The organism is Variovorax sp. Soil_C_26 (assembly GCF_057657075.1).
In genome coordinates, this window is record NZ_JBDGJC010000006.1 from 298,879 (window position 1) to 313,143 (window position 14,265).

Annotated in this window: 14 protein-coding genes; 8 read left to right on the plus strand and 6 right to left on the minus strand. The window is 70.2% G+C overall.

Translation table 11 applies throughout. The features are described from left to right. The first annotated feature begins 76 nt into the window (after window positions 1–76). The 5 genes from AC3A6G_RS19180 to AC3A6G_RS19200 all read left to right on the plus strand — a co-directional run bounded on the left by AC3A6G_RS19180 (window position 77) and on the right by AC3A6G_RS19200 (window position 4,960). Window positions 77–586 carry an Lrp/AsnC family transcriptional regulator gene (locus AC3A6G_RS19180; RefSeq protein ID WP_487864585.1) on the plus strand — a complete coding sequence of 170 codons (510 nt, stop codon included), beginning with the start codon at window positions 77–79 and terminating at the stop codon, window positions 584–586. A gap of 26 nt (window positions 587–612) precedes the next feature. Continuing rightward, window positions 613–1,542 carry an alpha/beta hydrolase gene (locus tag AC3A6G_RS19185; protein ID WP_487874354.1) on the plus strand — a complete coding sequence of 310 codons (930 nt, stop codon included), beginning with the start codon at window positions 613–615 and terminating at the stop codon, window positions 1,540–1,542. A 66-nt stretch (window positions 1,543–1,608) separates the two neighbouring features. After that, window positions 1,609–2,673 (plus strand): class II fructose-bisphosphate aldolase, encoded by a 1,065-nt coding sequence (gene fba / locus AC3A6G_RS19190; RefSeq protein WP_487860928.1) that lies wholly within the window; start codon window positions 1,609–1,611, stop codon window positions 2,671–2,673. A gap of 23 nt (window positions 2,674–2,696) precedes the next feature. After that, window positions 2,697–3,992: a DUF2254 domain-containing protein gene (locus AC3A6G_RS19195; RefSeq protein WP_487874355.1), complete on the plus strand. Its 1,296-nt coding sequence runs from the start codon at window positions 2,697–2,699 to the stop codon at window positions 3,990–3,992. A gap of 62 nt (window positions 3,993–4,054) precedes the next feature. Then, window positions 4,055–4,960 (plus strand): phosphoribosylaminoimidazolesuccinocarboxamide synthase, encoded by a 906-nt coding sequence (locus AC3A6G_RS19200; protein WP_487874356.1) that lies wholly within the window; start codon window positions 4,055–4,057, stop codon window positions 4,958–4,960. Between the two features lie 18 nt (window positions 4,961–4,978). Here AC3A6G_RS19200 and AC3A6G_RS19205 read toward each other — a convergent pair whose 3' ends face one another. From AC3A6G_RS19205 to AC3A6G_RS19220, 4 genes are all read right to left on the minus strand, one after another. Continuing rightward, complete coding sequence (locus AC3A6G_RS19205; RefSeq protein WP_487860931.1) at window positions 4,979–5,416, minus strand: META domain-containing protein; 438 nt, start codon at window positions 5,414–5,416, stop codon at window positions 4,979–4,981. Window positions 5,417–5,485: 69 nt separating this feature from the next. Beyond that, on the minus strand, window positions 5,486–6,781 hold the full coding sequence (locus tag AC3A6G_RS19210) for a type II toxin-antitoxin system HipA family toxin (RefSeq protein WP_487864685.1): 1,296 nt from the start codon (window positions 6,779–6,781) through the stop codon (window positions 5,486–5,488). 118 nt (window positions 6,782–6,899) lie between these two features. Next, on the minus strand, window positions 6,900–7,208 hold the full coding sequence (locus AC3A6G_RS19215) for a helix-turn-helix domain-containing protein (RefSeq protein WP_487864587.1): 309 nt from the start codon (window positions 7,206–7,208) through the stop codon (window positions 6,900–6,902). A gap of 127 nt (window positions 7,209–7,335) precedes the next feature. After that, on the minus strand, window positions 7,336–8,256 hold the full coding sequence (locus AC3A6G_RS19220) for a tetratricopeptide repeat protein (RefSeq protein WP_487874357.1): 921 nt from the start codon (window positions 8,254–8,256) through the stop codon (window positions 7,336–7,338). A gap of 36 nt (window positions 8,257–8,292) precedes the next feature. Between AC3A6G_RS19220 and purE the strand changes: the two genes are divergently transcribed. Genes purE through AC3A6G_RS19235 form a run of 3 tightly spaced genes read left to right on the plus strand, consistent with a single transcriptional unit; the run spans window position 8,293 to window position 11,029 of the window. Further along, window positions 8,293–8,835 carry a 5-(carboxyamino)imidazole ribonucleotide mutase gene (gene purE, locus AC3A6G_RS19225; RefSeq protein WP_487860934.1) on the plus strand — a complete coding sequence of 181 codons (543 nt, stop codon included), beginning with the start codon at window positions 8,293–8,295 and terminating at the stop codon, window positions 8,833–8,835. Beyond that, on the plus strand, window positions 8,832–10,031 hold the full coding sequence (locus tag AC3A6G_RS19230; protein ID WP_487874358.1) for a 5-(carboxyamino)imidazole ribonucleotide synthase: 1,200 nt from the start codon (window positions 8,832–8,834) through the stop codon (window positions 10,029–10,031). Before purE ends, AC3A6G_RS19230 begins: the two co-directional genes overlap by 4 nt. After that, the gene (locus tag AC3A6G_RS19235) at window positions 10,028–11,029 is read left to right on the plus strand and encodes an L-threonylcarbamoyladenylate synthase (protein WP_487874359.1); all 1,002 of its coding nucleotides are present in this window, start codon (window positions 10,028–10,030) and stop codon (window positions 11,027–11,029) included. Before AC3A6G_RS19230 ends, AC3A6G_RS19235 begins: the two co-directional genes overlap by 4 nt. 9 nt (window positions 11,030–11,038) lie before the next feature. On the opposite strand, the gene AC3A6G_RS19240 is transcribed toward AC3A6G_RS19235, so the two are convergent. Next, complete coding sequence (locus AC3A6G_RS19240; protein WP_487874360.1) at window positions 11,039–12,601, minus strand: alpha/beta hydrolase family protein; 1,563 nt, start codon at window positions 12,599–12,601, stop codon at window positions 11,039–11,041. A 121-nt stretch (window positions 12,602–12,722) separates the two neighbouring features. After that, window positions 12,723–14,186: a D-alanyl-D-alanine carboxypeptidase/D-alanyl-D-alanine endopeptidase gene (gene dacB / locus AC3A6G_RS19245; RefSeq protein ID WP_487860938.1), complete on the minus strand. Its 1,464-nt coding sequence runs from the start codon at window positions 14,184–14,186 to the stop codon at window positions 12,723–12,725. Between the last annotated feature and the right edge of the window lie 79 nt (window positions 14,187–14,265).

Consider the following 14,265-nt stretch of genomic DNA (forward strand, 5'->3'; position numbering starts at 1 on the left):
CAAAGTTGGCGCGAAAACTGGCGCAAAACAGGGCAGGATGCGGTTGTTTGATCCGGTCTGTTTTGCAGGAGAGCCCATGCGCACAACAAAATTGCGTTCCCCGTCGCAGCCCGCCGATGCACTCGCGCCCGCGCTGGACCGTACCGACCGCGCCATCCTGCGTGCACTGCAGCGCGATGCCTCGGTGTCGAACGTGGCGCTCGCCGCCAAGGTCAACCTCAGCGCGCCGGCCTGCCTGCGCCGCGTCGAGCGGCTCAAGGCGGCGGGGCTCATCAGGGGCGTGGTCGCGCTGCTCGATCCCGATGCGCTCTCGCTCGGCATGCTGGTCATGATCGGCGTGGTGCTCGACCGCTCCACGCCCGAATCCTTCGCCGATTTCGAAAAAGCCGCGCAGAAGGTGTCGGGCTGCCTCGAATGCCATGTGGTCACGGGCGAATTCGACTATTTCATGCTCGTGCGCACGCGCGACAACGACAGCTTCAATCGGCTGCATGCCGAACAGCTGCTGTACCTGCCCGGCGTGCGGCAGATCCGGACCTTTGTGGTGCTCAAACAGGTGCTCTCGACCACGCAGCTGCCGATCTGAACCGCCGGCGTGCGCGTACAAGCGCGATGACCTCTCCGATCCTCGCGTCGATCCGCAAGCGCCGCTGCGCCATCGTTCCCTTGCTCGGCGCCCTGGCCGCGGCGGCCCTTTCGGCCTGCTCGCCGCTCAAGGTGCTAGACCGGCTGGTGCCCGAGGACACCTACCGCTTCCAGGGCGGGGTGCCCTATGCCAGCGCGCCGCGCCAGCTGCTCGACGTCTACCAGCCGCTCGCGGCCACGCCGCCCGCCGAGGGCGAGCGCCCGCTGGTGGTGTTCTTCTTCGGCGGCGCATGGACCAGCGGCGACCGCGCGAGCTACCGCTTTCTCGGCGAGGCGCTGGCCGCCCGGGGTGCGGTGGTGGTGGTGCCCGACTTCGGCCTCTCGCCGCGCCACACCTACCCGGTGTTCGTGCGGGACAGCGCGCTGGCGGTCAAGTGGGCGCTGGGCAATGCCGCCCGGCTCGGCGCCGACCCCAAGCGGGTCTTTGTGATGGGTCACAGCTCCGGGGCCTACAACGCCGCCATGGTGGCGCTGGACGCGCGCTGGCTCACCGAGGTTGGCGCGCGCCCCGGGCAGCTCGCGGGCTGGATCGGCCTGGCCGGGCCCTACGACTTCCTGCCGATCGGCGACCCGAAGGTGCGGGTCGCCTTTCACTGGCCCGACACGCCGCGCGATTCGCAACCGATCGCGCACGTGGGCGCCGCGTCGCCCCGGGCGCTGCTGCTGGCGGCCGCGAAGGACGACCTGGTCTACCCCGAGCGCAACACCCTGCGCATGGCCGAGGCGCTGCGCACCGCGGGCGTGCCGGTGACGGTGCACCTGTACGACAACCTCAGCCATGTCACGCTGATGGGCGCCTTCGCAAGGCCCATTCAGTGGCTCGGCGGGCCGGTGCTGCCGCCTGTCGTCGATTTCCTCGGGTTGCCGTCAGTCCCGTCCCACAAGGGCGGTCGATAGAATTGCGGCAGTTTCTCCCGTCTTTCCGTCTTCATTCTTCTTCCTATTTCCCCGCGAGGTAATCCCATGGCACTCGTCTCGATGCGCGAACTGCTGGACCATGCAGCCGTCAACGGCTACGGCATTCCGGCCTTCAACGTCAACAACCTCGAACAGGTCCAGGCCGTCATGGAGGCCGCCAAGGAAACCGGTGCGCCCGTGATCCTGCAGGCCAGCGCCGGTGCCCGCAAGTACGCCGGCGAAGCGTTCATCAAGCACCTGATCCAGGCCGCGATCGAGCAGTACCCGAACATCCCGCTGGTCATGCACCAGGACCACGGCCAGAGCCCGGCGATCTGCCAGGGCGCCATCGACCTCGGCTTCTCCTCCGTCATGATGGACGGCTCGCTCAGGGAAGACGGCAAGACGCCGGCTTCGTTCGACTACAACGTCGACGTGACGCGCAAGGTCGTCGAGCTCGCGCACAAGGTGGGCGTCACGGTGGAAGGCGAGCTCGGCTGCCTCGGTTCGCTCGAGACCGGCATGGCCGGCGAGGAAGACGGCATCGGCGCCGAAGGCGTGCTCGACCATGCGTCGCTGCTGACCGACCCCGAGGAGGCCGCCCAGTTCGTCAAGGCCACGCAGCTCGACGCGCTGGCCATCGCCATCGGTACCAGCCACGGCGCCTACAAGTTCACGCGCAAGCCTACGGGCGACATCCTGTCGATCTCGCGCGTGAAGGAAATCCACGCCCGCCTGCCCAACACGCACCTCGTGATGCACGGTTCGTCGTCGGTGCCGCAGGACCTGCTCGAGATCATCCGCAAGTACGGCGGCAACATGAAGGAAACCTACGGCGTGCCGGTCGAGGAAATTCAGGAAGCCATCAAGTACGGCGTGCGCAAGATCAACATCGACACCGACATCCGCCTCGCGATGACCGGCGCGGTGCGCCAGTTCCTGGCCGAGAACCCCGAGAAGTTCGACGCCCGCGAGTGGCTCAAGCCTGCGCGCGAAGCTGCCAAGCAGATCTGCAAGCAGCGCTACATCGAGTTCGGCTGCGAAGGCCAGGGCGCGAAGATCAAGGGCGAGTCGCTGCAGGTCGTGGCCACCAAGTACGCCAAGGGCGAACTCGCACAGCAGGTGGTCTGACGAGGGCGCGCGGCGGTCGTTTCATGGTGGCCGCGTTCCGCTACAAAATCTGGTGGAACCGCCTGCGCGAGCAGCTGTGGTTTCGCCCGGCGTTGTGGAGCCTGGCCGCGATCGGCGCCGCGCTGATGGCCGCACTCGCCAACGCGTTCATCCCGCCGGGCGTGCTGCCCGACATCGCGCACGACACGCTCGAAAGCCTGCTGTCCATCATCGCCGCGAGCATGCTCACGGTGACCACCTTCTCGCTCTCCATTCTGGTCAGCGCCTACGCGTCGGCCTCGTCGTCGGCCACGCCACGCGCCACGCGCCTGGTGATGGCCAACAACGATGCACAGAACGCGATTGCCGCCTTCGTCTCGGCCTTCATTTTCTCGATCATCGCGCTGGTGGCGTTGGGCGTGCGCTCTTACGGTGCCTCGGGGCGGTTCGTGCTGTTCGTCTTCACCGTCTGCGTGCTGGCCTACCTGATCCTCGCACTGCTGCGATGGATCGGCACCTTGTCCACGCTGGGCCGCATGAACCACACCATCGAAACGGTGGAAAAGGTGGCCACGCAGGCTTTGCGCGACTGGTGCGCATCGCCGGGGCTGGGCGCGCGCCTGGTCGCCGATCCGGCCGCCAACGACCTCGGCAAGCCGGTGCATGTGGCGTGGACCGGCTACCTGCAGCACATCGACGTGCCCGGCATCGAGAAAGCCGCCGAAGCCGCAGGCGCCAGGGTGCACGTGTGCGTGCGCCCGGGCAGCTTCGTGTCCCGCGCGACGGTGCTGGCGCGCCTGCTCGATGTCCCGGCCGGTCTGGACGAGCGCGCAGCGCTGTGCGACGGCGTGGCGCAGGCCTTCGTGCTGGGGCGCGAACGCACCGAGCGGCAAGACCCGCGTTTCGGGCTGATCATGCTCAGCGAGATCGCGCAGCGCGCGCTGTCGCCAGCGGTCAACGACTCGGGCACCGCCATTGCGGTGCTCGGCGCCATGACGCGCGTACTGGTCGAGGGATGCCGCCCTCGCGGCGATGACGAACCGCCGTCCGCGGCGCCGGCCGGCGAAGCGCGCCGCGTGAGCATCGTGCCGCTCGATCCGGTCGACCTGGTGCGCGATGTGGTGGAGCCGATCGCGCGCGACGGTGCGGGCTCGCTCGAAGTGGCGCTGCGCGTGCAGAAGCTGCTCGCCATCGTGGCGGCCAACACCGAAGGCGGCCTGGCTGCTGCCGCCCTCACCGAGATCGGGCATGCGCGAGACCACGCGCTTGCAGGCCTGCCCATTTCGCGCGAGCGGGAGTGGCTGCTCGCGCAGACGTTGCCGCCGCCAGCAAAGCCCTAAACTCTGCCCCCGACCCTCTCCCTCTTTCATTCCGCGTCGCCGACGCGCCAGCCGCCCCTGCCATGACCACCGTTCACACCTCCTCCATCCAGAGCCTGCCCCTGCTTGCGCGTGGGAAGGTGCGCGACAACTATGCCGTCGGCGAGGACCGCATCCTGATGGTCGCGAGCGACCGGCTCAGTGCCTTCGACGTGATCATGGGCGAACCGATCCCGGGCAAGGGCGAGATCCTCACGCAGATGGCGCTGTGGTGGTTTGACCGCCTCGGCCAGCTCTGCCCCAACCACCTGACCGGCGAGGCGCCCGAAAGCGTGGTCACGCCCGACGAGGTGCCGCAGGTCACGGGCCGCTCGATGCTGGTGAAGCGCCTGAAGCCGATCCCGGTCGAGGCGGTGGTGCGCGGCTACCTGGCCGGCAGCGGCTGGAAGGAATACCAGGAAAGCCGCTCGGTCTGCGGCGTGCCGCTGCCCGAGGGCCTCACCAATGCGGCCAAGCTGCCGCGCGCGATCTTCACGCCTGCCGCCAAGGCCGCTGCCGGCGAGCACGACGAGAACATCAGCTACGACCGCGTGGTCGAGATCGTCGGACCCAAGCTTGCGCAGCAGATCCGCGAGATCAGCCTCGAGATCTACGAGGCGGCGGCGCAGATCGCGCTCGCCAAGGGCATGATCATTGCCGACACCAAGTTCGAGTTCGGCCTCGACGAGGCTGGCACGCTGGTGTTGATGGACGAGGTGCTCACGCCCGACAGCTCGCGCTATTGGCCGGTCGAGGGCTATCAGGCCGCGCTGGCCGCGGGCACCAATCCGCCGAGCTACGACAAGCAGTTCGTGCGCGACTGGCTCGAGGCCACCAAGATCAACGGCAAGCCCTGGGACAAGACGCCGCCCGCGCCGCGCCTGCCGGCCGAGATCATCGAGAAGACCGCCGCCAAGTACCGCGAGGCGCTCGAGCGCCTCACCGGCTGACGCTTTTCGTTCCGGCTTTCAGCGGCCGGCGGCGTTGAGCGTTGCCACCGTGCGCCCACCCGCGTCGAGCAGTGCGAGCCGCCCGGGCCCGGCCAGCCGGTAGCTGGCCGTACGCTCCAGCGCCGAGATGAACTGCGCCTCGGTGGCGGCGCGCGCGGGATCGGTGCAGGCCATGCGCGTCGAGGCCAGCTGGCCGATGCGCAGTGTGATGCCGCTGCGCGTGAACGACCCCGACATGCGGTTGCAGCCGCCCGAGCCGCTCACGCGGCCGCTGGAGGCGTCGAACTGGACCTGGGCGTCGCTGCCGGGCGGCACGGGCTCGGTGCCGAGCTGCGCGAGGCGCCAGAGCGGGCCTTCGATCGGCTCGTCGAGGCTGATGCCGCTGCCGCAGCCGGCGAGGGCGGCGCCCAGAACCAGGGTCAGGGTCGCAAGGACGGGGCGGGCGAGAAAACGCATGGACGGTCTTTCCTTCTTTGCTCGAGAAATGCAACAAGTTGAATCGCCGCCATCGTATTCGACGCGGCGCTAGCCTGCCAATGCGACCGCGCCCTGCAGCCGCGCGGCCACGCAGCGCCGCACGCTCGCGGGCGTGGCGTCGTCGGCCAGCAGTGCGGGCCATTCGGCCTGCGCCTGGCGGACCGTGTCGCGCGCGATCGCCATCAGCCGCGCCGGCCGCAGCAGCCCTGCCGCGCGCAGCAGCGCGTCGAGCGCGGCCCAGTCGAAGGCGCGCAGCCTGGCGTCGATGGCGCGGTTGACCGCGTAGTCGGGTGCCGGCACGTCCTCGAAGAAGGCCGCGACGCACACCGGGTCGTACAACGGCGCCAGCACCGGTGCGACGCCGTCGGGGTAGCGCAGCGCCCAGTTCTTCAGGTGTGCGTCGCTGTTGCCGAGCAGGATGAAGGCGACGATGCGCCGCACGCATTCGCGCACGTCGCCCACCGGGTTCGGCGACAGCCGGTCCAGCACGCGCAGCATCGCGGGCCAGTCGACCGCGAGGCCGCGGCCGTATTTCTGGCGCGGCTCGTACTGCAGCACCTGCGCGAACTCCTCCATGTGGATGCGGCCACCATCGGCGCTGCGGTCGAAGCGGCGCACCGCGAGGATCTGGCCGAACGGCACCTGCTCGGGCAGGTCGGCATCGGCGCGGTCGATCACGCTGGCTTCGGCGCAGTCGAGCCCGAGCGCACCGCAAAGGCGGTAGCCCGTGTATTCGTTGGCCACCAGATCGGGATGCCGCGTGGTCGGCAGCTTCAGGATGAAGGAGCCGGCCGCGCCATGGCGCCGCACCACGTAGCGGCGGCCGTCCTGCACCGCCGAGAACTTGGTCACCACGCCCGGGATGGCCGCCGCGTCTTCGACCGGCAGCTCGACGAAACCTGGTTCGAGCACGTCGAGGCCGAGCGCGGTGTGCCAGTGCCGGACCGTCTGCGGAATGCCGTCGGCGGCCGGCACCGGCTCGACCTCGAGCGCGCCCATCAGGTCGTGTCCCGCGGCGGCCAGCAGCTCGAATTCGTCGTCGGCGCTGCAGCCGCGCTGCAGCGCCAGGCGCTCGCGGTTGTGGCCTTCGGGCAGCAGGTTCTGGAAATAGCTCGGCCAATGGCCGTCGCCGCGCGACACGCGTGCATCGCGCGCCGAAGACAGGATCGCGCGCGTGGCGGCCTCGTCGGCGCCGCGGTAGGCGAGCGACAGCGTTGGGCGCGCCGGATCGGCGATGTAGGCCTCGTCGAACGAGACGCGCAGGATGTCGCCGTACTGCGAGAGATAGCCGATGGCGCGCCGCGCCGTGCCCTCGGCGCCGCCGCCGGGCGCATGCAGGTACATCCGCAGGTAGCGGATGCCGGTGTTGAAGGCGGCGGCGGTGCTCACTGGTGCACCCTTGGCGCTGCGCGCCTTCCCGCCAAGCGGGAGCGAGCTTGCTTGGGGCGGCCCGGCGCGGTGCTCATCGGCGTTCGTCGGCGAGGCTCTGCGCGATGGACGGCGGCGCGCCCGCGCCCGGCGGCTGGCCGAGCAGGCGGCCGCCCGAGCGCACAAAGTCCTCGAGCTGCGGGCGCAGCTCGGCGGGCACGGTCATGAGTTCGAGCCCCAGCGCCCGCGCCATCTCGAGCAGGGTGGAGAGCCGCGGATCGATCTGGCCGCTTTCGATGCGCTGGACGGTCATGCGCGAGAGCCCCGCCTGCGTGGCCAGTGCGTCCTGGCTCAGGCCTGCGGCCTTGCGGGCATTCTGGAGTTCATCGGTCAAATTGCGCATCAACGTACTCTTTGTCGGAGATATGAGTATTTATGATAGCTAATTTGAGGCCGTTCAGCAAATAAAAAAGCGACTTAGAAGTCGCTTTTTATAAAGAATGCTTATTTATCTGCGCATTTTTGCCTGCTCAGCTTAGAACCACGCTGCTGAGCCGGCGCCGGTAAGTCGCCAGCACTGGATCGTCCGGCGGAATCTGTCCGTCGGCCACCTTCGGCTTCGGCTGCTCGATCAGATCGAGGACCGCGATGTAGGTCTTGCGTGCGAGCTCTTCGTTCCAGCCCTTGTCGCGCATCAGGATCTCGAGCAACTCGTCCATGGCGTCGGTCCAGCGCTGCGCATCCATCAGCAGCTGCGCGCGGCCGAAGCGGGCATCGAAGTCGCGCTTGCCGGCGGCGATCCGCGCGTCGAAATCGGCCAGCGACGGTGCGGCGCCCGAGGCCGGTGCCGCGAAATCGATGGCGTCCATCCAGCGCTGGAGCGAATCGAGGCGGCGCACCAGCGTGGTCTTGGCGATCACCGGCGCGAACGCCACCTTGGCGTCGTCGATGCGGCCCATCTGCAGCAGCAGCTTGACGTAGTCGAAGCGCGCATCGTCGTTGGCCGGATCGGCCGCCACCGCATGCTGCAGCCGCTCGAGCGCGCCCTCGGTGTCGCCTTCGGCCAGCGCCTCCTGCGCGGCGGCTTCCTCGGAGGCCGCCTCGACCTGCTCGGCGCCGGGCACATGCTTGTCGAGAAACTCGCGGATCTTCTCGGCCGGGATGGCGCCGACGAAACCGTCGACCGGCTGGCCGTCCTTGAACATCACGCAGAACGGGATGCTGCGCACGCCGAACATCTCCGACAGCTGCGACGAGATCTGCGGCACCTTGTCGGCGTCGAGCTTGGCCAGCGTGAAGCGGCCGGCGTACTCGACTTCGAGCTTCTCGAGCACCGGGCCGAGCTGCTTGCACGGTCCGCACCATTCGGCCCAGATGTCGAGCAGCACCGGTGTGGCCATCGAGGCTTCGATCAGGTCGGCCTGAAAATTTTCAAGAGTGATGTCGATCATCGGGAACAGCTGGGGGTGAAACGTAAAATTGAAACCATGAACGAAACCATTCAGGTCGGTGTGGTGATGGGCTCGAGCTCCGATTGGGAGACGATGCGCAACGCTGTCGAGATTCTCCAGCAATTCGGTGTCCGGCACGAAGCGAAGGTGGTCTCGGCCCACCGGATGCCCGATGCGCTCTTCGCGTACGCCGAAAGCGCCGCCGGCCGCGGGCTCACCGCGATCATCGCCGGGGCGGGCGGGGCGGCCCATCTGCCGGGCATGCTGGCCTCGAAGACCACGGTGCCGGTGCTCGGCGTCCCGGTCGCCAGCCGCCACCTGCAGGGGGTCGACTCGCTCTACAGCATCGTGCAAATGCCCAAGGGCGTGCCGGTCGCCACCTTCGCCATCGGCAACGCGGGTGCCGCCAACGCGGCGTTGTTCGCGGTGGCGATGCTGGCGCACGCCGATCCGGCGCTGCGCGCGCAGCTCGACGCCTTCCGGGCCGCGCAGACCGCCGCGGCCGAGGCCATGGCCCTGCCGCCGGCAGCACCCGGCACCGTCTCGCCCTTTTCGCCCCAGGGCGGGGGTGCGCTGTGAACGGCGCCGACGGCAACGGCTTTCCGCTCTTGCCGGGGGCCACGCTCGGCGTGCTCGGCGGCGGCCAGCTCGGGCGCATGTTCGTGCATGCGGCTCAGCGCATGGGCTATTTCACGGCGGTGCTCGACCCCGATCCCGACAGCCCCGCCGGCCGCGTGAGCCATCACCACGTCCACACCGACTACGCCGACGTCGACGGCCTCGCGCGGCTCGCGGGCCTGGCCGATGCGGTCACGACCGAGTTCGAGAACGTGCCCGCGCCCTCGCTCGAGAAGCTGGCGGTGGCGCGGCCCGTCGCGCCCGGCGCCCCGGCGATCGCGATCGCGCAGGACCGCATGGCCGAGAAGGCCCACTTCACGCGCTGCGGCGTGGCCTGCGCGCCCTACGCGGTGATCGAGACCGCGGCGCAGCTGGCCGCCATCGACGAGGCGCTGCTGCCGGGCATCCTGAAGACCGCGCGCCTCGGCTACGACGGCAAGGGCCAACTGCGCGTGTCGACGCGCGCCGAACTGGTCGACGCCTGGCAGGCCGTGGGCTGCGTGCCGTGCGTGCTCGAGAAGCTGCTGCCGCTCGAATTCGAATGCTCGGTGATCGTCGCGCGCGGCCGCGACGGCCATCTGGTGCACTTTCCGCCCCAGCGCAACCTGCACCGCGGCGGCATCCTCGCGGTGACCGAGGTGCATGCGCAGAACATGCCCAAGACCGTGGCGCAGGCGGTGGTCAATTCGGCCAAGAGCATCGCCGCCGGGCTCGACTACGTCGGCGTGCTCTGCGTCGAGTTCTTCGCGCTCGCCGACGGCTCGCTGGTGGTGAATGAAATGGCGCCGCGGCCGCACAACAGCGGCCACTACACGATGGAAGCCTGCGACGTGTCGCAGTTCGAACTGCAGGTGCGCACCCTCGCGGGGCTGCCGCTCGCTGTGCCGCGCCAGCACAGCCCGGCCCTCATGCTCAACCTGCTCGGCGACCTGTGGTTCCCCGACAGTGCCGAAAAGCCGGTCACGCCGCGCTGGAGCGAGGTGCTCGCGCTGCCCGGCGCGCACCTGCACCTGTACGGCAAGGTCGAGCCGCGCCGGGGCCGCAAGATGGGCCACCTGACACTCACCGGCGCCACGCTCGAGAGCGTGCGCGCCACCGCCGCCCAGGCGGCGCTGCTGCTCGGCCTGCCGGCGCTCTCGGCCGCCGATCTCGCATGATCCTCGACGGCCAGTCCCCCGACGCGCTCGACGAGGCCGTGCGCGTGTTGCGCGCGGGCGGCCTGGTCGCCTTCCCGACCGAGACCGTCTACGGGCTCGGCGCCGACGCCACCAGCGATGCGGCGGTCGCCGGCATCTTCCAGGCCAAGGGCCGGCCGGCCGACCATCCGCTGATCGTCCATGTCGCGGCCGGGCCCAAGGGCACCGAGGCGCTGTCGCGCTTCGCGCAGCCGCTGCCGCCGTTCGCGCAGAAGCTGGTGCAGGCCTTCTGGCCCGGTCCGCTGACGCTGATCGTCACGCGGCAGCCCGGCGTGGCCGCGGCGGCGGCCGGCGGGCAGGACACCATCGGCCTGCGCTGCCCCTCGCATCCGGTGGCGCAGGCGCTGCTCGAAGCCTGCGCCGAGCAGGGCGTGCCGGGCCTTGCGGGGCCCAGCGCCAACCGCTTCGGCCGCGTCAGCCCGACCACGGCGCAGCATGTGGCCGACGAGTTCGGCGATACGCTGCCCGTGATCGACGGGGGTGCCTGCGAGGTGGGCATCGAGTCGACCATCGTCGATTGCAGCCGCGGCGCGCCGGTGCTGCTGCGGCCGGGCCTGATCACGCGCGTGCAGATCGAGGCCGCGCTCGGCGAGCATCTGCAGGACCGCGAGGTGCTCGAGACCCCCGAGCCGCGCGCCTCGGGCACGCTCGAGGCGCACTACGCGCCGAATGCCAAGCTGCGGCTGATGGACGCCAAGGCGATCCAGACCGGGCTCGACGTGCTCGGCCCCGGCGCGGCGCACATCGCGGTGTGGGCGCGCACCGAGGTGCGCAACCGGTCGCAGCGCGTGCTGCAGCGGCGCATGCCCGACGATGCGGCGGCGGCGGCGCACCAGCTGTTCGCGGTGCTGCGTGAGTTCGACGCCGAGGGCGTCAAGCTGATCTGGGTCGAGATGCCGCCCGCCACGCCCGAATGGGAAGGCGTGCGCGACCGCCTGCAGAGAGCGGCCGCGGCCTGAGCCGCCGCTTCAACCGCCCGCCGCCAGCACCCCCTGGAAGAAGCCGCGCGCCGAGGCCAGGCAGAACGGCGGCGCCAGCGTGCCGTGGTAGGCCAGCGTGACCGCCTGTGCCTTGTCGGAATCGCTGCCCGGAGTGTTCTGCGCCAGCGTGCTCTTGGCCTGCGCGAAGCCCGCGCGCGCCGCTGCGTAGGCGTCAGTGGCGCCGGTGTCCTCGAGGTCGACCACCGCGAGCGCGGCCGCGGGCATGCCGCGGGCGCGGAAGTAGCCGGCCGTGGCACGCGTGCTCACGAAGTTCACCGTCGGATCGTTGGCACCGCCGCACATCAGCACCGGCCGGGCCGGCAGCCAGTTGCGCAGGTCGTTGGCGCGCGCGGCCTTGCGGAAGCCGATCGCGGGCCGGCAATCGAGCGGCGTGGCCGAATTGAGCGAGGCGGCAGTCGCGGGCAGCGCGTTGCCGGGGCACGGATTCGCCTGGATGTCGCTTGCGGCCTGCGTCAGGTAGCTCTGGCGGATCAGGTTGTCGGGGCCGTAGAAGATCGACAGCTCGGGGCTCACCGGCCCCGGCGTGGCGCCGGCCGGGAACAGCGCGAGCTGCGGCAGCTTGCCGTCGGCGATCAGCTGGGCCACGGGCGTGCGGCTCGGCAGCAGCGTGTCGATACCGTTCGCGTACCGCGCTTCGTAGATGTCGGCGGTGCTGTTGTAGACGTCGCCGAACTGCTGCTGCCAGCTGGTCGACAGCAGCGGGATGAACAGCGTGCTGCCGAGCGCGGGCCAGCCCTGGTAGGTGTAGTCGGCGAGCAGCCCGATGGCCGACGGCGCCGACAGCGGTGCCGAGGCCGTCACCGGCTTGCCGGTGGCCTGCATCTCGCGGTGCGCCGCCATCGCCACGTAGCCGCCCTGCGAATAGCCGGTGATCAGCAGCGAGCCGGCGTCGTTGGCGCCGATGCCGGCGAAAGTCTTGCGTGCCGCCGTGAGCGCATCGACCATGTCCTTGCCCTGCTGCTCGCCGTTGAGGTAGGGGTGGTACGGCAGCGTCGACCGGTCGTAGCCCGCATAGTTGGGCGCCACCACGATGTAGCCTTGCGCCGCGAACATGGCGGCGATCATCAGCCCCTCGCCGGCGGCCGGCTGCGCGGCATCGGTCCACTTCGCAAGGTTGTAGTCGCGCGCGGCGTTGGTGCCATGCGCATACAGCACAACCGGCCGCGGCCCGTTGCAGGCCACGTCGGCGCCGGAGGGCACCATGATCGCGGCGGTGGCGTTGGTGGCCTCGTTCTTGCCGCCGACGGTGCGGTATTCGAGGTAGCGCAACTCGAAGCCGCACTTGGGCGCGCCGGCCACCTGCAGCAGCGCCTTGCCCTGGTCGCTTGCCTGCAGGCTGGCGCGGAACTGGTCGGCCGAGAGCTTGGCGGTCTGCTCGGGCGGATCGGTCACGACCGAGCCGCGGCCGGTGTCGCCGCCGCCACCTGGCGGCGGAAAGACCACGCCGATGCCGCCGCCGCCGCCGCCCCCGCCGCAGGCCGAGAGCAGCAGAGCCAGCAGGGCGAATGGAAGTCGGGGCGTTTTCTTCAAGGCGGTCTCCTGATGATGGGCGTTGGAATCGAACGACCGTCCGATTCTGTGCAGCGCCCGTGCCGCACGCAAGCAGCGCCTACCCCGCAGAAGTTTTCAGTACACCGGCCCGCGGCGCCGCTCAGTTGTCCTGCGACGCCCAGTCGATCAGCGCATCGAACGCGGCCCGCGATGCGCCGGCGTTCTCGCCGTTGGCAATGGCCACGAGCACGTAGCGCCGGCCGCTCGCGCCATGCACGTACCCGGCCACGCCCGACACGTCGCGCAGCGATCCCGTCTTCAGGTGGGCCGCGCCGCCCGAGCGCAGTGCGCGCTTGCGCAGCGTGCCGTCGACGCCGGAGGCCGGCAGCGAGGACATCAGTTCGGGCATGACCGGCGAGCGCCAGGCGACCTGCAGCATCCGGCCGAGCGCTGCGGCGCTGATGCGCTCGTCGCGCGACAGCCCCGAGCCGTTGTCGAACACCGGCGGCGCCTCGCCAGTGCCGATGCGGTCGCGCCACCACTGGCCCATTGCGGCGCGCGAGGCTTCGAGCGTGCCGCGGTTCCTTTGGGTGAGCCCGAGCGTGAGGAACAGCTGCTGCGCCATCACGTTGTTGCTGAACTTGTTGATGTCGCGCACCACCTCCGCGAGCGGCGGCGAGGCGAACTCGAAGGCCGGCCGCAGGCCCGCGGGCACCCGGCCGTCGCGCATCTGGCCGCCGACGCGGCCGCCCATCTCGGCCCACAGACCGCCGATGGCGCGCAGCGCGTAGGTGCGTGGGTCGGCATAGGCGACGGCCCAGGCTTTCTCGCCGCAGGCCGCGGGCAGGCCGCCCTCGAAGCGGATGCGGTTCGGATCGCTGAAGTCGGGCCGGAGCGCGGCGCGCCAGTCGCCGCATTCGCCAGGCACGAGCGCGACCGTGGGCTGCATCGACACGCTCGCAAGCGGGGGCTCGTAGTTCACGCGCGCAACCTGTCCGCCGCGTTCGGGCGTGAAGGTCATGGCGACCGACTTGAAGTTCACCAGCAGCGCCTCGGGCGAGGCGTTGTAGGGGCGCAGCGGCTCGCCGTCGAAGGCGGCCGGGTCGGTGTCGGCCGTGCCCTCGAAGGCCGTGCGGTCGAGCACGATGTCGCCGGTCACCGTCGTGATGCCGAGGCCCTGCACGCGCCGCAACAGCAGCCATGCGCGCTCCAGCACCAGCTTCGGGTCGCCCTGGCCCTTGATGTAGAGGTTGCCGTTGAGCACGCCCCCGTACACGGTGCCTTCGACGTAGACCGGCGTGCTCCAGCTGTAGGCCGGTCCGAGCGTGTCGAGCGCGGCGTAGGTGGTGACCAGCTTCATGACCGAGGCCGGATTGACGGGCACCTGCGTGCGCCAGGCCAGCCGCGGCGGACGCTGCCCCTCGGCGTCGGCCACGAGCAGGGTGACCGAATCGCGCGGCACCTTGGCGCGTGCGAGTGCGGCCTCGACCTGGGGGGGGAATTGGGCAGGAAGCTGGGCGGCAGTGGGCGCAGGCGCTTGCTGGGCATGGGCACCCGCAGCGGCGAGCGTGGCCAGCGAAAAGGCGAAGGCGGTGTGGAGGAAGGCGGGGCGGAACAGGCGCATCGGCCGATTATCCCGGGCCGAAAAAACGGCCAGCGGCACGGTCCGGCCGCCGCGGCAAATCCCCGCCCCGGCGTGGGCG